The organism is Pseudomonas sp. B33.4, from assembly GCF_034555375.1.
Taxonomy (GTDB): domain Bacteria; phylum Pseudomonadota; class Gammaproteobacteria; order Pseudomonadales; family Pseudomonadaceae; genus Aquipseudomonas.
Window position 1 is genome coordinate 1598685 of sequence record NZ_CP140706.1, and the last position, 18556, is coordinate 1617240.

Here is an 18556-nt window from a genome sequence, read left to right on the forward strand (position 1 = left end):
GCCCTGACGAAGGCAACCGCTATTGGGGCATGCAACTTTCCGATCAGATCACAAAGCGTGTCACCAGGCCGTTGAGATCGACGGCCAGACGCGACAGTTCCTGGCTCGCCGCCGAAGTCTGAGTGGCGCCAGCGGCGGTCTGGGCCGAGAGGTCGCGGATGGTCACCAGATTCTGATCGACCTCACGCGCCACCAATGCCTGCTGCTCGGCCGCACTGGCGATCACCAGGTTGCGTTGGTTGATCTGCGAGATCGACGCGGTGATTTTTTCCAGTGCCTGACCGGCGCTGTTGGCGCGGCGCAACGTCTGACCCGCCTGCTCAGCACTGCTCTGCAACGCACCCACGGTCGACCCCGTACCTTGCTGGATGCTGCTGATCATCAGCTCGATTTCTTCGGTGGAGTTCTGCGTGCGTTGGGCCAGCGAACGCACTTCATCGGCGACCACGGCAAAGCCGCGCCCGGCTTCACCGGCCCGAGCCGCTTCGATCGCCGCATTGAGCGCCAGCAGATTGGTCTGCCCGGCAATTCCGCGAATCACCTCCAGCACTTTGCTGATGTCCTGCGCCTGAGTGGCCAGGCCCTCGGCTTGCTCCGATGCGCCGAGTACCGCATCGACCAGTTGTTGAATCGAGCTGATGGTTTCGCTGACCTGTACATGGCCGTGCTTGCTGTCTTCATTGGAGGCGGCGGACGCCTCGGCGCTGGACACGGCGTTGGCGGCGACTTCATCCACCGCTGTGCTCATCTCGGTGACTGCCGTGGCGGCTTGTTCGATCTGATCATTCTGCTGCTGCAGTCCGCGAGTACTTTGCTCCATCACCGAACTCATTTCCTCGGCAGCGGAGGCCAGTTGCTGCGCCGATTCGCTGATACCGCGGATGGTCGAGCGCAGATTGCCCTGCATCTCGGCCAAGGCGTCGAGCAGCTGCGACGCCTCATCTTTGCCGCTACTGATGATTTCGCCACTGAGATTGCCGGCCGCAATGCGCCGCGCCACATCCAGTGCCTGATTGATCGGCGTGGTGATGCTGCGTGTCAGTTGCCAGGCCAACAGCAGCGTGGCAATCAGGGCGACCACGATGATGATTGCGACGATCCACAATGCCCGTTGGTACATCGCGGCGGCGGCATCAGCAGCGGCATCGGCGCCCTGCTGATTGAACGAGATCATCTGCTCGAGTGCCTTGTCGAGTACCGTTCCCTGTGGTGCCAATTCATTGTTAAGACGCGTGTAGGCCTGTTCACTCTGTCCGGCGTCGATCTGGCCGATGATTTGTTCGAGGATGCTCATGTACTTGGCGGTGTTGGCATTCAAACCGTCGAGCATCACCCGTTCTTCCTCGCTGGCGAGCAGGGTTTTGTGATCGGTAAGGCGCTTGAGCAATTCCTCGCGCTGCGCCTTGATGATGCCTTTGCTTCTGTCGCGCACGGCAGGCTGGGTGCTGGTGATCAAGCGCAACGATTCGAGACGGATGCTGGCGATGTTCGCCGCCGCGTCATGGATGCTCTCGATGCTCGGCATCCAGGATTCTTCAATCACCGTGGCACTTTCGCGCAGGGTTTTCATCTGGCCCAGCCCGAACAGGCCGACCACCACCAGCAGACTGGCCAAAACGGCAAAGCTCAAACTGGCGCGCAAACCTATGCGCAGATTCCGGATAGACATCAGTGTGCTCCTTGATCTTTGATGGGGGAGGTCGTCCTCGTCAGCGAGGATCTTGTTATGAGGCGGGTAACGGCGGGCTGTATATCAAAGTGCCACTATTTTGGTAAGACCAATCTGCATGCGCCGCCGGCGGTAAGTGAATTTGCAGCAAAGCCACGAGCTAGAGGCGTCTGATCAGTATTGGATCCGAAGCCCAGAGAATTAGCGGGTTGGCGCAGGGCTGCAAGAACGACCGATGAGGTGATTAATTGACCGAACGGTCGATTAAAAAAACTTTGCTAAAAACTGCGTCGCTGTACAACCCTGACGCGGATTTGGCCGAAATTGCACTTCACGCGCACACGCTTGCGTGACTAAGCTCAGGCACAGATTTCCACACCTACGCCGAGGTCTTATCTATGCCGCAGCAATGGCCAGCCACCGACATCGCCCGGATGATCCTCGATGGCTTTGACGATTACCGCGAGCATTTCCGGCGTATCACCGACGGCGCCCGGGAACGCTTCGAACAGGCCCGCTGGCAGGAGACGCAAACGGCGTCGGCAGCGCGGATCAATCTCTACGAAGAAAAGGTCGGCGAAACCATCGCCCGCCTGCGCGAGTATTTCGACGACGACACGCTGATGAATGTCAGCTGCTGGCCGCTGGTGAAAAGCGCCTACATTAGCGTTATCGACCTGCGCTTCGACGATGAGCTGTCCGAGACCTGGTACAACTCGATTTTCTGCGGGCTGTTCAGCCATGACCTGATCAGCGACGGCTGCATGTTCATCCACACCACGCGCCCGAGCCTGCGCCGTGCCCGCGCCGCGCAAACCCGTACGTATAAACCGCAAGGGCAGTTGTCGGGGATGCTCGCGAGCATTTTTGCCGACTATCGTTTCAGCGAGGATTACGCCGATCTGCCCGGCGATTTGCTTCGCCTCGAAGCACAATTGCGCGAGAACCTGCCGGACTGGGTGTGCAAAGACCCGGAACTGAGTGTCGAGCTGTTTTCCTCGGTGCTGTACCGCAACAAGGGCGCGTACCTGGTCGGGCGCATTTACACCCGCGACGAACAATGGCCACTGGTGATTCCATTGCTGCACCGCGAAGGGCGCGGGATTCAGATCGATGCGTTGATCACCGACGAAGCCGATGTGTCGATCATCTTCTCGTTCACCCGCTCGTACTTCATGGTCGACGTGCCGGTGCCAGCGGAGTTCATCGGTTTCCTGCGGCGCATCTTGCCGGGCAAGCACATTGCCGAGCTCTACACCTCGATCGGTTTCTACAAGCACGGTAAATCCGAGTTCTACCGAGCACTGATCAATCATCTGGCCAACACTGATGACCAGTTCATCATGGCGCCGGGCGTGCGCGGCATGGTCATGAGCGTGTTTACCCTGCCGGGTTTCAACACCGTGTTCAAAATCATCAAGGACCGTTTTTCACCGTCGAAAAACGTCGACCGCGCCACGGTGATCGAAAAATACCGGCTGGTGAAAAGCGTCGACCGGGTAGGGCGCATGGCCGATACCCAGGAGTTTGCCGACTTCCGTTTTCCGCTGAGCAAGTTTGATCCGGCGTGTCTGGAAGAGCTGCTGGAAGTCGCGCCGTCCACGGTATCGGTGGAAGGCGAGACGGTGCTGATCCGTCACTGCTGGACCGAGCGGCGGATGACCCCGCTCAATCTCTATCTGGAAAATGCCAACGATGCGCAGGTGCGCGAGGCGCTGGAGGACTACGGTCTGGCGATCAAGCAATTGGCGGCGGCGAACATCTTTCCCGGCGACATGCTGTTGAAAAACTTTGGCGTCACCCGGCATGGGCGGGTGGTGTTTTATGACTATGACGAAATTTGCTTCCTGACCGAAGCCAACTTCCGCCATATCCCCGCGCCGCGTACGCCGGAGGACGAAATGGCCTCCGAGCCGTGGTATTCGATCGGGCCGCTGGATGTCTTTCCCGAGGAGTTTCCGCCGTTTCTGTTTGCCGATTCCGGGCAGCGCAAGCTGTTCGATCAGTTGCATGGCGAGTTGTATAACGCCGATTACTGGAAGAGCCTGCAGGAGGCGATTCGGGCGGGGAAGGTTATTGATGTCTTTCCGTATCGGCGCAGAGGCTTGGATAACGAGTAAGCCCTGAAACCCTCACCCCAGCCCTCTCCCAGGGGGAGAGGGGGCCGACCGAGGTGTCTTGCGCCAAGCGCCGACCTGAAAGATGTTGGCGATTGTGGATTCAGTGATGCACGTTCAGGTCGGCGAAGCTGGCAAAGTTGACTCGGTCGGTCCCCTCTCCCTCTGGGAGAGGGCTAGGGTGAGGGCAGCAATCCCCCTGACACGCCACAAATCCGCCAAATCTGCGACAATCCGCCCCCTGCATAAATAGACGACCGAATTGCCTACCCGATGACCGACGAATCGCCCTCCATCGACAAACTGCTGAAAAACCTCGATCACGCCATGCTCGCCGACCGTCACCGGCTGCGGCGGCAGTTGCTTGAGCTGCGCAAGAAACCCGACGAGGCCAAGCTGGCCCAGTGGGTGACGCGCATGCAGGCGTCCTGTGATCAGGTGCTGGCGCGCAAGGCGAGCCTGCCGGTGATTCGTTACGACGACAGTTTGCCGATTGCGGCCAAGCGCGACGAAATCAAGAAGGCGCTGGAGCAGCATCAGGTGCTGATCATCGCCGGCGAAACCGGCTCGGGCAAAACCACCCAGTTGCCGAAGATCTGTCTGGAAATCGGTCGCGGTCAGCATGGCTTGATCGGCCACACCCAGCCACGCCGAATCGCTGCACGCAGCGTTGCCAGCCGCGTTGCTGAAGAGCTCGGCACGCCGCTCGGATCGCTGGTCGGCTATCAGGTGCGTTTCGAAGATCAAAGCGATTCCAACACCCTGATCAAACTGATGACCGACGGCATCCTGCTCGCGGAAACCCAGAATGACCGCTACCTCGAACGCTACGACACGATCATCGTCGACGAAGCCCACGAACGCAGTCTCAATATCGACTTCCTGCTCGGTTACCTGAAAACCCTGCTGCCGCGTCGCCCGGATCTGAAAGTCATCATCACTTCGGCGACCATTGATCTGGAGCGCTTTTCCAAGCACTTCGACGATGCGCCGATCGTTGAGGTGTCGGGCCGTACTTTCCCGGTGGACACCTGGTATCGCCCGCTGACGCTGGAGCAGGACGAAGAGGGCAACCGCGTCGAGGATGACCTGACGGTGGATCAGGCGATCCTCGCGACCCTCGACGAAATCGCCGCTTACGAGCGCAGCGAACGGCGCAGCCCCGGTGATGTGCTGGTGTTCTTGCCGGGCGAGCGCGAGATTCGCGACGCCGCCGACATGCTGCGCAAGGCCCAGATCAAACACACTGAAATCCTGCCGTTGTACGCGCGCCTGTCGCCGGCCGAGCAGCAGCGGATTTTCCAGTCGCACCCGGGCCGTCGCGTGGTGTTGGCGACCAACGTCGCCGAGACCTCGCTGACCGTGCCGGGCATCCGTTACGTGATCGACAGCGGCACCGCGCGCATCAGCCGTTACAGCTATCGCGCCAAGGTGCAGCGCCTGCCGATCGAGGCGATTTCCCAGGCCAGCGCCAATCAGCGAAAGGGTCGTTGCGGCCGGGTCGAGCCGGGTATCTGCATTCGCTTGTACAGCGAAGAAGATTTTAACGGGCGCCCGGAATTTACCGATCCGGAAATTCTGCGCACCAACCTTGCCGCCGTAATCCTGCAGATGCTGCATCTGCGCCTTGGCGAAATTACTGCATTCCCGTTTATCGAGCCGCCGGATGGCAAGGCGATCAGCGACGGTTTCAACCTGCTGCAAGAACTCTCGGCGGTTGACCGAAACAGCCAACTGACGCCGCTGGGCCGTCAGTTGGCGCGCTTGCCGGTCGATCCGCGCATGGGCCGCATGCTGCTTGAAGCGGCAAAACTTGGCAGCCTGCAAGAAGTGCTGATCGTCGCCAGTGCCATGTCGATCCAGGACCCGCGCGAGCGTCCGCCGGAGCGTCAGCAAGCCGCCGATCAGGCCCACGCGCAATGGAAAGACATCGATTCGGACTTCGCCGGTTTGGTTAATCTGTGGCGTGGTTTTGAGGAGCAGCGCCAGGCGTTGACCGCGAGTCCGCTACGCAACTGGTGCCGCAAGAATTTCCTCAACTATCTACGCTTGCGCGAATGGCGCGATTCCCACCGTCAGTTGAGCCTGATCTGCCGCGACATGCAGCTGAGCCTGAACAAAGAGCCGGCGGATTATCCGAAACTGCACAAAGCGGTGCTGGTTGGTCTGCTCAGCCAGATCGGTCAGAAAACCGAAGATGGCGATTACCTCGGCGCCCGTCAGCGCCGCTTCTGGATTCATCCATCGTCGGGCATCGGCAAGAAGCGCCCGCAATGGCTGATGACCGCCGAACTGGTGGAAACCACCAAGCTATACGCGCGCATGGTCGCGAAGATCGACGCCGACTGGATTGAGCCGCTGGCCGGGCACCTGATCAAGAAAAATCACTTCGAACCGCATTGGGAGAAGAAGCGCGGCCAAGTCGTGGCGTTTGAACAGATCACCCTGTTCGGGCTGATCGTGGTCGGCCGCCGGCCGGTGCATTACGGTCCGGTCGATCCCGTCGTTTCGCGTGAGCTGTTTATCCGTGAAGGTCTGGTGCGTGGCGAGATTCAGTCCAGAGCCAAGTGCCTGACGGCCAACCAGCAACTGCTGGAACAGCTCGACGAACTGGAAGCCAAGGCCCGTCGCCGCGACATTCTCGCTGACGAAGAAACCTTGTACGCGTTCTACGATGCGCGGCTGCCAGCGGAGATTCACCAGACCGCGACGTTCGACAGTTGGTATCGCATCAACAGTCAGAAAGATCCGCAGTTGTTGATCATGCGCGAAGAAGACGTGCTTGCTCGCGAGGCCAGTGAAGTCACCGCGCGCGATTACCCGGACACCCTGCACATCGGTGATCTGGAACTGGCGCTGACCTTTCACTTCGAACCCAATCACCCGCGCGACGGTGTGACCCTGCGTGTGCCGGCGCCGCTGCTGCCGATGTTGCCGCCAGAACGACTGGAGTGGCTGGTGCCGGGGCTGATCGAGGCCAAGTGCATCGCCCTCGTGCGCAACCTGCCGAAAGCGCTGCGCAAGAATTTTGTGCCGGTGCCGGACTTCATCAAGGCTGCCTTGCAGCGCATGACCTTTGCCGAAGGCTCGTTGCCGCAAGCGCTGGGCCGTGAGCTGTTGCGCATGACCGGCGCGCGGGTCAGCGATGAAGCGTGGGCGGAAGCTGAGCAAGGCGTTGAAGGACATCTGCGGATGAACCTGGAAATCGTCGACGGCCAGGGCAAGTTCCTCGGTGAGGGGCGCGATCTGGCCGAGCTGACCGCGCGGTTTGCCGAAGCCAGCCAGGCCGCGTTGGCCGTGCCGCAAACTGCGAAAAGCCAGCAGCCGGTCGAGGCCAAAGTCTTTGCGCCGGTGGCGGAAAAGACTCAACAGAAGATCGCCGGGCTGTCGATGACGGTGTATCCGGCGCTGGTCGAGGAGGGCGGTACGGTCAAGGAGGGGCGCTTCTCGACCCCGGCCGAAGCCGAATTCCAGCACCGTCGCGCCTTGCAGCGGTTGTTGATGCAGCAACTGGCAGAACCGGCGAAATTCCTGCGCAGCAAGTTGCCGGGGCAGACCGAGTTGGGCCTGCTCTATCGCGAACTGGGCCGGGTCGATGCGCTGGTCGAAGACATTCTGTTGGCCAGCCTCGACAGCTGCATTCTTGAGGGCGAAGACCCGCTGCCGCGTGATGGCGCCGGGTTGGCGGCATTGGCCGAGCGCAAACGCGGCAGCTGGACCGAGCATGCCGAACGGGTGGCGCGGCTGACGCTGGAGATCCTCAAGGTCTGGCACGGTCTGCAAAAGCGCTTCAAGGGCAAGATCGATCTGGCCCAGGCCGTGGCGTTGAACGACATCAAGCAGCAGATCAACAATCTGGTTTACCCGGGTTTTGTCCGCGAGACGCCGATGCAATGGCTCAAGGAACTGCCGCGTTACCTGAAAGCCGTCGAGCAGCGTTTCGAGAAACTCGGTGCGCAGGTGCAGAAGGATCGCGTCTGGAGCGGCGAACTCGCCGGCTTCTGGGCGCAATACCAGACCCGCGCGGCGAAACATGCGCAGGAAGGCAAACGCGATCCGCAGCTTGAGTTGTATCGCTGGTGGCTGGAGGAATACCGGGTGTCGCTTTTCGCCCAGCAGTTGGGCACCAAGGTGCCGATTTCCGACAAGCGCCTGAGCAAGCAGTGGAGCCAGGTAGAACCCTGACCTGGAGACCTGCACAATCCCACAGGGGATTGGTGTTGATCTTGAGAAAGGCGCCAAAAGGCCCCGTTTATGGCAAACTTCGCGACCATAAACGCCGGTTTCGCGACCCAGAGCCTTCGGCCGTGGTGCGAGACGGAATAAAGCGATGCCAGGTTTGCGTCCCCCGGATGGGAATAGACCCTTTGTGTGTTGGTACGACGGTTCCAGCACTTTCTGCCTGAACAGATTAGAGAAACGACCATGCATAACGTCGTCATCAGCGGCACCGGCCTGTACACCCCGGCCAACAGCATCTCCAACGAAGAGCTGGTGCAGTCTTTCAATACCTACGTCGCCCAGTTCAACGCCGACAACGCCGAGGCCATTGCCAGCGGCGAAGTCCAGGCACTGACCGAATCCAGCGCCGCGTTCATCGAAAAAGCCTCGGGCATCAAGAGCCGCTTTGTCATGGACAAGGACGGCATCCTTGATCCACAACGCATGGCCCCGCGCCTGCCGGAGCGCTCCAACGACGAATGGTCGGTGCTGTGCCAGATGGCCATCGGCGCTGCCGAACAAGCCTTGCAGCGCGCCGGTAAAACCGCCGCTGATATCGACGGCGTGATCGTTGCCTGCTCCAACCTGCAACGTGCTTACCCGGCCATCGCCATCGAAGTCCAGGAAGCGCTGGGCATTCAGGGCTTCGGTTTCGACATGAACGTGGCCTGCTCTTCGGCAACCTTCGGCATTCAGGCCGCCGCCAACAGCGTGCAACTGGGCCAGGCCCGGGCGATCCTGATGGTCAACCCGGAAGTCTGCACCGGTCACCTGAACTTCCGTGACCGCGACAGCCACTTCATCTTCGGCGACGCCGCCACTGCGGTGATCATCGAACGTGCTGACACCGCGACGTCCAAGCACCAGTTCGACGTGGTCAGCACCAAGCTGCTGACCAAGTTCTCCAACAACATCCGCAACAACTTCGGCTTCCTCAACCGCGCAGCGGAAGAGGGCATCGGTGCCCGCGACAAGCTGTTCGTGCAGGAAGGCCGCAAGGTGTTTAAGGATGTCTGCCCGATGGTTGCCGAACTGATCGGCGAGCATCTGCAAGAGAACCAGCTCAACGTCGGCGATGTGAAACGCTTCTGGCTGCACCAGGCCAACCTGAGCATGAATCACCTGATCGTGCGCAAGCTGCTGGGTCGCGAAGCCACCGAAGAAGAAGCCCCGGTGATTCTCGACACCTACGCCAACACCAGCTCGGCGGGTTCGGTGATTGCTTTCCACAAGTATCAGGATGATCTGGCGAGCGGTTCGCTGGCGGTGCTGAGTTCGTTCGGCGCGGGTTATTCGATCGGCAGCGTGATTCTGCGCAAGCGTTGATAAGGGTTTAATTTCCCCTTAATCGCGCCGACCTTTCCTACATCCGAATCGGCTCAAACGCTGTAATTTTTCGGAAATGGCGGCAGGTGAAAACCTGCCGCTATCATTTTCGGAATCGGCACAAGGAGATTTTTGGATGGCGGCTGACGACACCCAACTGCTTGCGCGCCTGCTGGCAGGTGAGCAACAGGCTTTCAAGGAACTGGTGACGACGTATCAGAGCGCCATGCGCGCCGTGGCGTATGCCATTGTCGGCCAGCGTCATGTCGAAGAAGTGGTGCAGGACGCCTGGCTGTCGGTGGTTCGCCACATCGCCGGTTTCGAAGGTCGCTCCAGTCTCAAGACCTGGCTGTTGACCATCACGGCCAACTCAGCCAAAAGTCGTTATAAACAAAATCGCCGGGAAGTGTTGATGGATGATTTGCCATCGCCCCACGGCACGATCGACGACGATCGCTTTTCTCCCGGTGACGGCCATTGGCTGGTCGCCCCGTTCGCCTGGCACCAGGACACACCGGAAGCGCTGCTGACCGAGAGCGAATTGCGCGACTGTCTGGAGCACACCTTGTTGAATCTGTCGGAATTGCAAAGCAGCGTTTTGCTGTTGCGTGAGCGCCAGGGGCTGGAGCTGGAAGAGATCTGTAATCTTCTGGAGATCTCGCTCTCCAATGTCCGTGTGCTGCTGCATCGTGCGCGGCTGAAAGTCTTCGCGACCGTGGAGCATTTTGAGGAGACCGGGGAATGCTGACCTGCAAGGAACAAGTGGCGCGCTCCAGCGATTATCTCGATGGCCAATTGAGCTTTCGCGAAAAGCTGATGGTGCGTCATCACCTGATGTTCTGCCCGAACTGTCGGCGTTTCATTCGTCAGATGCGTTTGATGCAAGCGACCTTGAAGGCGATGCCGGAGAAACCGGAGGAGGGGGTGGATGCGTTGGCTGAACGCCTGGCCGAGCAACGACGCAAAGACAGTCCCCTGTAGGAGCTGCCGAAGGCTGCGATCTTTTGATCTTGATCTTTGAAAACAAGATCAAAAGATCGCAGCCTTCGGCAGCTCCCACACAGGAAATAGCACAGTGCGGGTGAAACGAACGGATGATGGGGATCGTCCCGCCCGCACCGGGCTATAGGGTGAAGCGTTTTAGAACTTGGCTTCCGCGTCCAGCTGCAGGGTGTTGGCGTCAGCATCACGCTGAGTACGGCTGGCGAAATCGGCCTTGGTCAGGAAGTACGTAGCGCCAATGGCGAAGTTCTTGTCGATGTCGTAACCGACCTTGAACTTGTGGCCACGGGAATCGGTGGTGCCGTTGGCGAAGTCGGAGTCGGTGAAGGCGCCGACCACGGCGTTGCGCTGCACGTCACGATAGTTGTAATCGAGGTTCAGGCCGAAGACTTTCGACTTGGCACCCAACAGCCATGCGGTGTCCTGATCGGTCACGGCATCGTTGTTCTTCACGTACTGACCGTAGAACGACAGTGGCATCGGCAGACCGCCGATGTCGACCTGGCTGAACCCTTCATACAGACGGAATTCGTTGTTGGCCGAGTTGCCGTTGACCGCCAGTGCGCACGGCGTGGAAGTACCGGTGCAACGGCTGTCTTCGTCATTCTGGTAGGCGTAGACGCTGCCGCCCACGGTTACTTTCAGGTTGTCGGTGATGTTGAAGCGGCTACCCAACTGGCCAGCGGTCAGACGCAAGTCGTGACGGAATTGCACGCCATCGCCGTCGACGTTGTCTTTGAGGTTGTAGTTACCCAGGCTGCCGAACAGTTCGGCGCTGCCGCCCAACGGGTATTTGTAGGTGACGGCCAGACCTTCCGGGTTGATGTCGCTGTCCCAGATCACGTCGCCCATGCTGACCCACGGCTGCAGCATCTTGCCGCCGATGATGTGCAGATTCTTGATTTGATCGGGGTGGTAGTCGATGTAGCCGAGGTCAAGCCAGATCTGCTTCTTGTCGAAGTAGTTGTCCTGGTCCTGGTTGGTGGAACGGGCATCGTCGCCGCCGCCGGTGGCGATACGAATGCCAGTGTCGACCTGCGGGTTGATCTCGGTGTAGGCACCCAGACGGGCACGGATACGCTGACGATCCTTGTCGCGGCCGCCGTTGTTCGGCTCGCCGTCGATCTTGATGGTTTCCTGACGAATACGTACGTCGCCCTTGAACTGGGTCTTCGCGGCCCAGGCCAGTTTCTGGTCGAAAGCGCTTTGTTCGGTGCTCTTCTTCGCGACAGCCGCGACTTGTTCGTTGGTCTCTTGCTGCGCCTGCTGCGCGATTTGCTGAGCCTTCTGATCCTTGGCCAGTTCAGTTTGCAGTTCGATGTACTGCGCCTGGGAAATGGAACCGTTAGCCTTGAGCATGTCGAGCAGTTTGGCGTCGACTGCGGCACTGGCCGGAACACTCATGGCCAGCAACAGGCCGCCACACAGGGCCGCCGCAGTTTTCGTGGAAGCAAGACGCATAGCAATCTCCGAAGATGAGAGGGATGGCTGAACCATCCCGGGCACAACCGACGCATACGGTCGGAAAACAGTGTCCGGGTAGAACCCGGCGCTCTAAAAACAGGCGCCAGTATCGCGATCGTTTATGACAGAGCAGTGGCACGATGATGGCAGCTTGATGACGATATCGATTCGCCCTGAACTATTGATCTAGAGCGCTGTCGGCCGATTGCGGGTGTGCAATGCCGCGCAATCGGCGATACTCGCCGGGCGCTGAAGTCCTGTTGTGGAGAGCTTGTTGATGCCGTTGCAACGCCTGCAAAACCTGTCGCAAATCGCCTCGGCAAGCTGGGATGCACTGGTGCCTGAAAGCCAGCCATTTCTGCGCCACGCTTTTCTCGGTTCGCTGGAAGACAGCGGTAGCGTTGGCCCCCACACCGGCTGGCAACCTGAGCATTTGCTGCACATCGAGGACGATCGTCTGATCGCCGCGTTACCCAGTTACCGCAAGTGGCATTCCTACGGCGAGTACGTGTTCGATCACGGCTGGGCCGACGCTTGTGCCCGCGCCGGCATCGATTACTACCCCAAGCTGTTGACCGCCGTGCCGTTCAGTCCGGTCAGCGGCCCGCGCCTGCTGGCGGCCAATGTCGAGGACGGTTTCGAACTGCTCAAGAGCCTGCCCGGCTATCTGGAGATCGAAGGGCTTTCCAGTGCGCACATCAATTTCACCGACGCTTTCACCGACGCTGCGATGGCCGAACAGCCAGGCTGGCTGCAACGCATTGGTTGTCAGTATCACTGGCAGAATCGCGGTTACCGCGACTTCCAGGACTTCCTCGATGTGCTCAGTTCGCGCAAGCGCAAGCAGATGCGCAAGGAGCGCGAGCAGGTGGCGGGGCAGGGCTTTGAATTTGAGTGGCTGGAGGGGCGCGAACTGGACGAGTTGCAGTGGGATTTCGTCTACGCCTGTTACGCCAATACCTACGCGGTGCGCCGTCAGACCCCGTATCTGACGCGGGAGTTTTTCAGTCTGTTGGCCGAACGCATGCCCGAAGCGATCCGTGTGGTACTGGCCAGACAGGGCTCACGGCCGGTGGCGATGGCGTTCAGCCTGGTCGGCGGCGACAGTTTCTATGGGCGTTACTGGGGATGTCTGGCGGAGTTTGATCGGCTGCACTTCGAGACCTGTTTTTATCAGGGGATGGATTATGCGATTGCCCAGGGTTTTCAGCGTTTCGATGCCGGGGCGCAGGGCGAACACAAGTTGATCCGCGGTTTCGAACCGGTGATCACCCATTCATGGCATTACCTGCGGCATCCCGGTCTGAAAGCAGCGGTGAAAGATTTCCTGCAACAGGAACGGGACGGCATCCTTGCCTACGCCGAGGAAGCGAAAACCGCGTTGCCCTACCGCCAAACCTAGATCCCCTGTAGGAGCTGCCGAAGGCTGCGATCTTTTGATTTTGTTTTTTGAACATCAAGATCAAAAGATCGTCCGATCGCGGCCCGAGCCTTCGGCAGCTCCTACAAAGGGATCTCAGGCACCCCTCAGGTTTCTTCCTTGCCCAGCCATCGATAAATCCCGCCACCGACCACCGCACCAATCAACGGCGCGACCCAGAACATCCACAACTGCGCAATCGCCCAGCCGCCGACCATCAGCGCCGGCCCCGTGCTGCGGGCTGGATTTACCGAGGTGTTGGTGACCGGAATCGAGATCAAGTGAATCAGGGTCAGACCCAGGCCGATGGCTATCGGTGCCAGCCCGGGTGGTGCGCGTTTATCGGTGGCGCCGAGGATGATGATCACAAATATCGCGGTCATCACGAGCTCGGTGACAAACCCTGCCGCCATCGAGTACTTGCCCGGCGAGTGTTCTCCATAACCGTTGGAAGCGAGGCCTGAGGCGATATCGAAACCCTCCTTGCCACTGGCGATGTGGGCGATCAGCGCCGCCGCGAGAATTGCGCCGAGCACTTGGGCAATGATGTAAGCGGGCAACTCTTTGGCCGGAAACCGACCGCCGACGAACAGACCGACCGAGACGGCCGGGTTGAGGTGACATCCGCTGATGTGACCGATGGCGAAGGCCATGGTCAGCACCGTCAGACCAAACGCCAGGGCCACCCCCAGCACCCCGATTCCCAGCGGTGAAGACGCGGCGATCACCGCGCTGCCGCAACCACCCAATACCAACCAGAACGTACCCAACAACTCAGTGACTGAACGTTTGAACAGAGACATGAGAGCGTCCTTGATAGCGTCGCTATCGAGACTGCATCGAGTTGTGCGTCCTTGCAGACTTACGACAGGCTCCGTTCCGGAACCTTGGCTGAGTACAGCAGGCTTTCAACGGATTTCCAGCGGCCACAAAAAAACCGCCAGCGCCCGTGGTTGGCGGGCTGTGGCGGCTTTGTGAGCTGTCGCATGTCCATTGTGGGAGCGAGCTTGCTCGCGAAAGCGGTGGATCAGCAACGCAAGTGTCGACTGACACGACGCTTTCGCGAGCAAGCTTGCTCCCACAGGGAAATCCAGTGCATCAATCTATGCCGACAAACCCCCCGGTCTGATGCGCCCACAACCGTGCATACAACCCACGGTGAGCGAGCAATTCAGCATGGGTGCCGCTCTCGGCAATCTTGCCGTTCTCCAGCACCACCAGCCGATCCATCCGCGCAATGGTCGAGAGTCGGTGCGCAATCGCGATCACGGTTTTGCCCTGCATCAGGGTTTCCAGGCTTTCCTGAATCGCCGCTTCGACTTCCGAATCCAGTGCCGAGGTCGCTTCGTCCATGATCAGGATCGGCGCGTCCTTGAGCAGCACGCGTGCAATGGCGATGCGCTGGCGCTGGCCGCCGGACAGTTTCACCCCACGCTCACCGACATGCGCATCAAAGCCTGTGCGGCCCTCAGCGTCCGACAGCTGCGGAATAAACTCATCGGCGCGCGCCTTGTGCACCGCATCCCACAACTCGGCGTCGGTCGCATCCGGTTTGCCGTACAGCAAGTTGTCGCGGATCGAACGGTGCAGCAGCGAGGTGTCCTGGGTGATCATGCCGATGCGCGCACGCAGGCTTTCCTGGCCGACTTCGGCGATGTTCTGGCCGTCGATCATAATCCGTCCGCCCTCGACGTCGTACAGGCGCAGCAGCAGGTTGACCAGCGTCGATTTACCGGCACCGGACGGCCCGATCAAGCCGATTTTTTCGCCCGGTTTGATGTTCAGGTTGAGGTCGCCGATGATCCCGCGCTTCTTGCCGTAGTGAAAATCCACGTGCTCGAAACGCACTTCGCCACGGGCCACCTCCAGCGGTTTGGCCTGCTCGTGATCGGTGACGCTGACCGGTTGCGAGATGGTGCGCAGACCGTCCTGAACCATGCCGATGTTTTCGAAAATGCCAGTGACCACCCACATGATCCAGCCGGACATGTTGACGATGCGAATCACCAGTCCAGTGGCCAAGGCAATTGCGCCGACGGTAATCATCGACTGCGTCCACAACCAAAGCGCCAGAGCTGTGGTGCCGACGATCAACAAGCCGTTCATGGCGGTGATCACTACGTCCATGCTGGTGACGACCCGGCCGGCCATTTGCGCTTTGACGGTCTGTTCTTCGATGGCTTCCTTGGCGTAATGCTGTTCGAAATTGGTGTGGGCGAACAGCTTCAGCGTGGCGATGTTGGTGTAACCGTCGACGATGCGGCCCATCAGTTTCGAGCGCGCGTCAGAAGCTTCCACCGAGCGGTCTTTCACCCGGGGCACGAAGTAATACAGCGCGCCGATGTAGGCGACGATCCACGTCAGCAGCGGAATCATCAGGCGCCAGTCGGCCTCGGCGAACAACACCAGCGAGCTGATCGCATAGATCACCACGTGCCATAGCGCATCCACAGCCTGCACCGCCGAGTCACGCAGCGAGTTGCCGGTCTGCATGATGCGTTGGGCGATGCGCCCGGCGAAGTCGTTCTGGAAGAAATTCAGGCTCTGCTTGAGCACGTAGCTGTGGTTCTGCCAGCGAATCATGCTGGTCATGCCGGGGCTTAACGTCTGGTGCACCAGCAGGTCGTGCAGGCCGAAGAAGATCGGTCGCAGTACCAGGGCAACTACCAGCATCCACGTCAGTTCGAGGGCGTGATCGCTGAAGAAATTCGGGTTGGGCGTGCCTTGGGCCAGGTCGATGATGCGGCTCAGATAACTGAACAGCGCCACTTCGATCAGCGCGGCAAACAGGCCGACGACGAGCAGGGCGGCAAAACTTGGCCAGACCTGCTTGAGGTAATAGGTATAGAAGGGGAGAACGCGGTCCGGCGGAGACGCCGTCGGGGCGTCGCGGAATATGTCGATCAGTTGTTCGAAACGGCGATAGAGCATCAGATAACCGCCCGGAGTACGGGCTCTCCTTTTATCGGTGTGAGCGGCGTGAGGTTGAATTCACGCCGCTCGATACGCCCTGTACAGCTTAGTCGATGACTTTAGCCGACTTGATGAACACAGGGTCGGAAGGCACGTTTTGCATGCCTTGTTTGGTGGTGGTTGGCGAGTTGACGATGATGTCGACGACGTCCATGCCTTTGACCACTTTGCCGAATACTGCGTAGCCATCGCCCTGGTCGAGGAAGTCGTTGTCCTTGACGTTGATGAAGAACTGGCTGGTCGCCGAATCAGGTACGGAAGTGCGAGCCATCGACAAGGTGCCACGAACGTTCGCCAGACCGTTTTTGTGTTCGTTCTTGATTGGAGCCTTGGTTTCTTTTTGCTGCATTTGTTGAGTGAACCCGCCGCCCTGGACCATAAAGCCCGGGATCACACGGTGGAAAATCGTGTTGTTGTAGAAGCCGCTGTTGACGTAATCCAGAAAGTTCTTGGTACTGATCGGCGCCTTGACCGGGTCCAGTTCGATTTCGATCTGACCGTTGGTGGTGTCCAGCAGCACGTGCGGTGCTTTGGCCGGCGTGGCAGCCATCAGGTTGGCGGCAAACAGCACAGTACCAGCGGCGAGGGCGATTTTTTTCAGCATGGGTCAGTGATCCTGAGATTGAATATCGACTGCGGCGAGAAACTCCAGCAGCGTTTGATTGAAGCGTTCGGGTTGATCGAGCGGGGTGGCGTGGCGTGAATCGGCAATCACCACCAGCCGCGCATTCGGCAGCAGTTTTACATAGGTTTCTTTCAGCGCGACCGGCGTGTAGTCACGGTCGGCGCTGATGACGAGCGTTGGACAGGACACTCGGGAAAGTCGTTCCTGAACGCCCCAGCCAACAATTGCATCGAAGCTGGCGAGATAAGCACGTTTGTCGTTTTTTGCCCAGCGTTCGGCCATTTTCTGCCGCAGATCGGCTTGTTCCGGCTTGGGAAAAAGTTTGCTGCCAAGGGCTTTGCCAATGGTCGCGAGGCTGAGCACACGCATCAGGCTCCAGCGTTTGAACCACTGCCAATAATCGTCGCGGCTGCGTATTTTCACCTCGGGTGCGCTGTTGACGATGGTCAGGCTTTTAAGCAATTGCGGCTGATCGACGCCAAACTGGAAACCGATCATGCCGCCCATCGACAGCCCGACATAATGTACCGGGCCAAGGTTCAGATGCTCTATCAGGGCAAGCAGGTCGGCGCTGAAACCGGCGATGCTGTAGCGCTCGCGCGGTTTGTCCGAGCGCCCGTGACCGCGAATATCCGGGACGATCACCCGGTAGTGCGCGGCCAGTGCCGGGATCTGCATTTCCCAGTCGAGCGTGCTCGAGCCGAGCCCGTGAACCAGCAGCAACGGCGTGCCGTGGCCATATTCCTCGTAGTGCAGGTTGCAACCTTCGTGCTCGAAATACGCCATCGGTGAACTCCGTATCAGGCTTGTTCAGGGGCGGCGAACGGTGCGTCCAGCGGCAAAGTGTCGAAGGTGCGCAGCAGTTCGATGAGGATTTGCGTGGCCGGGCCCAGGGGTTTGTCCTTGTTCGAATACAGATAGAAGCTCGAGTTGCGGTTGCCGCCCCTGTCCAACGGTAGCAGCTTGAGCGAGCCATCTTTCAGTTCTCGTTCGATCATATGTCGTGGTAGCCAGGCAAAACCGAGGCCGCTGCTGACGAACGTCGCCGCCGTGGCGAGGCTGCCGACGGTCCAGCGCTGCTCGGCGCCGAGCCAGCCAACGTCCCGTGGTTGCTGACGACCGGAGTCGCGGATCACCACCTGCATCTGGGTTTCCAGATCCTGAAAGCTCAGCTCGCGATTGAGCCGATGCAGCGGGTGATCCGGGTGGGCGACGGCGACGAATTCGACGTCGCTCAATTCCGCACCCAGGTAACCCGGAATGCTCAGGCCAGTGATCGCCAGATCGGCCACGCCTTCGAGCAGCACCTCTTCAACACCCGACAACACTTCCTCACGCAGACGCACGCGGCAGCCGCGACTTTGCGGCATGAACGCGGTCAACGCGCGGACGATGCGCGCACTCGGGTAAGCAGCGTCGACCACCAAACGGACTTCAGCTTCCCAGCCTTGCTCCATGTGATGGGCGAGGTCTTCCAGTTGACTGGCCTGTTTCACCAGTTGCCGCGAACGGCGCAGCAACACGCCACCGGCTTCGGTGAGCACGGCTTTGCGCCCGTCGATGCGCAGCAACGGCACGCCGAGCTGGTCCTGCATGCGGGCGACGGTGTAACTCACCGACGATTGCGAACGGTGCAGGGCCTCGGCGGCCTGGGCGAACCCGCCGTGGTCGACCACGGCCTGCAATGTTCGCCATTGATCAAGGGTCACGCGGGGCGCTTTCATCAATAGCTCCTCTTG

13 protein-coding genes are annotated in these 18556 nt (G+C 59.7%); 6 read left to right on the plus strand and 7 right to left on the minus strand.

The window, feature by feature from the left end; all coding sequences use genetic code 11:
- Positions 1–43: 43 nt before the first annotated feature.
- Complete coding sequence (locus U6037_RS07160; RefSeq protein ID WP_322846261.1) at positions 44–1669, minus strand: methyl-accepting chemotaxis protein; 1626 nt, start codon at positions 1667–1669, stop codon at positions 44–46.
- 398 nt (positions 1670–2067) lie between these two features.
- Here U6037_RS07160 and aceK point away from each other — a divergent pair, with 398 nt between their 5' ends.
- From aceK to U6037_RS07185, 5 genes are all read left to right on the plus strand, one after another.
- Entirely contained in the window at positions 2068–3789 is a 1722-nt protein-coding gene (aceK, locus tag U6037_RS07165) for a bifunctional isocitrate dehydrogenase kinase/phosphatase (protein ID WP_322846262.1), read from the plus strand.
- Positions 3790–4059: 270 nt separating this feature from the next.
- Positions 4060–7971, plus strand: a complete 3912-nt coding sequence (gene hrpA, locus U6037_RS07170; RefSeq protein ID WP_322846263.1) for an ATP-dependent RNA helicase HrpA — start codon at positions 4060–4062, stop codon at positions 7969–7971.
- A 240-nt stretch (positions 7972–8211) separates the two neighbouring features.
- On the plus strand, positions 8212–9333 hold the full coding sequence (locus U6037_RS07175; protein ID WP_242204474.1) for a beta-ketoacyl-ACP synthase III: 1122 nt from the start codon (positions 8212–8214) through the stop codon (positions 9331–9333).
- 136 nt (positions 9334–9469) lie between these two features.
- Complete coding sequence (locus U6037_RS07180) at positions 9470–10081, plus strand: RNA polymerase sigma factor (RefSeq protein WP_322846264.1); 612 nt, start codon at positions 9470–9472, stop codon at positions 10079–10081.
- Complete coding sequence (locus U6037_RS07185; RefSeq protein ID WP_322846265.1) at positions 10075–10314, plus strand: zf-HC2 domain-containing protein; 240 nt, start codon at positions 10075–10077, stop codon at positions 10312–10314. Before U6037_RS07180 ends, U6037_RS07185 begins: the two co-directional genes overlap by 7 nt.
- Before the next feature lie 159 nt (positions 10315–10473).
- Here the strand turns inward: U6037_RS07185 and U6037_RS07190 are convergent, their stop codons facing one another.
- Positions 10474–11796 carry a putative porin gene (locus U6037_RS07190; protein WP_322846266.1) on the minus strand — a complete coding sequence of 441 codons (1323 nt, stop codon included), beginning with the start codon at positions 11794–11796 and terminating at the stop codon, positions 10474–10476.
- 280 nt (positions 11797–12076) lie between these two features.
- Here U6037_RS07190 and U6037_RS07195 point away from each other — a divergent pair, with 280 nt between their 5' ends.
- A complete protein-coding gene (locus tag U6037_RS07195; RefSeq protein ID WP_322846267.1) occupies positions 12077–13201 on the plus strand; it encodes a GNAT family N-acetyltransferase in 1125 nt (374 codons plus the stop codon).
- 125 nt (positions 13202–13326) lie between these two features.
- Here U6037_RS07195 and aqpZ read toward each other — a convergent pair whose 3' ends face one another.
- From aqpZ to U6037_RS07220, 5 genes are all read right to left on the minus strand, one after another.
- Positions 13327–14022: an aquaporin Z gene (aqpZ, locus tag U6037_RS07200; protein ID WP_322846268.1), complete on the minus strand. Its 696-nt coding sequence runs from the start codon at positions 14020–14022 to the stop codon at positions 13327–13329.
- 295 nt (positions 14023–14317) lie between these two features.
- Positions 14318–16150 (minus strand): ABC transporter ATP-binding protein, encoded by a 1833-nt coding sequence (locus U6037_RS07205; RefSeq protein WP_322846269.1) that lies wholly within the window; start codon positions 16148–16150, stop codon positions 14318–14320.
- Between the two features lie 88 nt (positions 16151–16238).
- A complete protein-coding gene (locus tag U6037_RS07210; RefSeq protein WP_322846270.1) occupies positions 16239–16796 on the minus strand; it encodes a peptidylprolyl isomerase in 558 nt (185 codons plus the stop codon).
- 3 nt (positions 16797–16799) lie between these two features.
- Positions 16800–17603 (minus strand): alpha/beta hydrolase, encoded by an 804-nt coding sequence (locus U6037_RS07215; RefSeq protein ID WP_322846271.1) that lies wholly within the window; start codon positions 17601–17603, stop codon positions 16800–16802.
- A gap of 14 nt (positions 17604–17617) precedes the next feature.
- Positions 17618–18541 (minus strand): LysR family transcriptional regulator, encoded by a 924-nt coding sequence (locus U6037_RS07220; protein WP_007914443.1) that lies wholly within the window; start codon positions 18539–18541, stop codon positions 17618–17620.
- Positions 18542–18556 lie beyond the last annotated feature (15 nt).

What these genes read in the sequence shown, in the direction of transcription:
- U6037_RS07160 (WP_322846261.1), bottom strand. Translation starts at nt 1,669, where the DNA reads ATGTCTATCCGGAATCTGCGCATAGGTTTGCGCGCCAGTTTGAGCTTT.
- aceK (WP_322846262.1), top strand. Translation starts at nt 2,068, where the DNA reads ATGCCGCAGCAATGGCCAGCCACCGACATCGCCCGGATGATCCTCGAT.
- hrpA (WP_322846263.1), top strand. Translation starts at nt 4,060, where the DNA reads ATGACCGACGAATCGCCCTCCATCGACAAACTGCTGAAAAACCTCGAT.
- U6037_RS07175 (WP_242204474.1), top strand. Translation starts at nt 8,212, where the DNA reads ATGCATAACGTCGTCATCAGCGGCACCGGCCTGTACACCCCGGCCAAC.
- U6037_RS07180 (WP_322846264.1), top strand. Translation starts at nt 9,470, where the DNA reads ATGGCGGCTGACGACACCCAACTGCTTGCGCGCCTGCTGGCAGGTGAG.
- U6037_RS07185 (WP_322846265.1), top strand. Translation starts at nt 10,075, where the DNA reads ATGCTGACCTGCAAGGAACAAGTGGCGCGCTCCAGCGATTATCTCGAT.
- U6037_RS07190 (WP_322846266.1), bottom strand. Translation starts at nt 11,796, where the DNA reads ATGCGTCTTGCTTCCACGAAAACTGCGGCGGCCCTGTGTGGCGGCCTG.
- U6037_RS07195 (WP_322846267.1), top strand. Translation starts at nt 12,077, where the DNA reads ATGCCGTTGCAACGCCTGCAAAACCTGTCGCAAATCGCCTCGGCAAGC.
- aqpZ (WP_322846268.1), bottom strand. Translation starts at nt 14,022, where the DNA reads ATGTCTCTGTTCAAACGTTCAGTCACTGAGTTGTTGGGTACGTTCTGG.
- U6037_RS07205 (WP_322846269.1), bottom strand. Translation starts at nt 16,150, where the DNA reads ATGCTCTATCGCCGTTTCGAACAACTGATCGACATATTCCGCGACGCC.
- U6037_RS07210 (WP_322846270.1), bottom strand. Translation starts at nt 16,796, where the DNA reads ATGCTGAAAAAAATCGCCCTCGCCGCTGGTACTGTGCTGTTTGCCGCC.
- U6037_RS07215 (WP_322846271.1), bottom strand. Translation starts at nt 17,603, where the DNA reads ATGGCGTATTTCGAGCACGAAGGTTGCAACCTGCACTACGAGGAATAT.
- U6037_RS07220 (WP_007914443.1), bottom strand. Translation starts at nt 18,541, where the DNA reads ATGAAAGCGCCCCGCGTGACCCTTGATCAATGGCGAACATTGCAGGCC.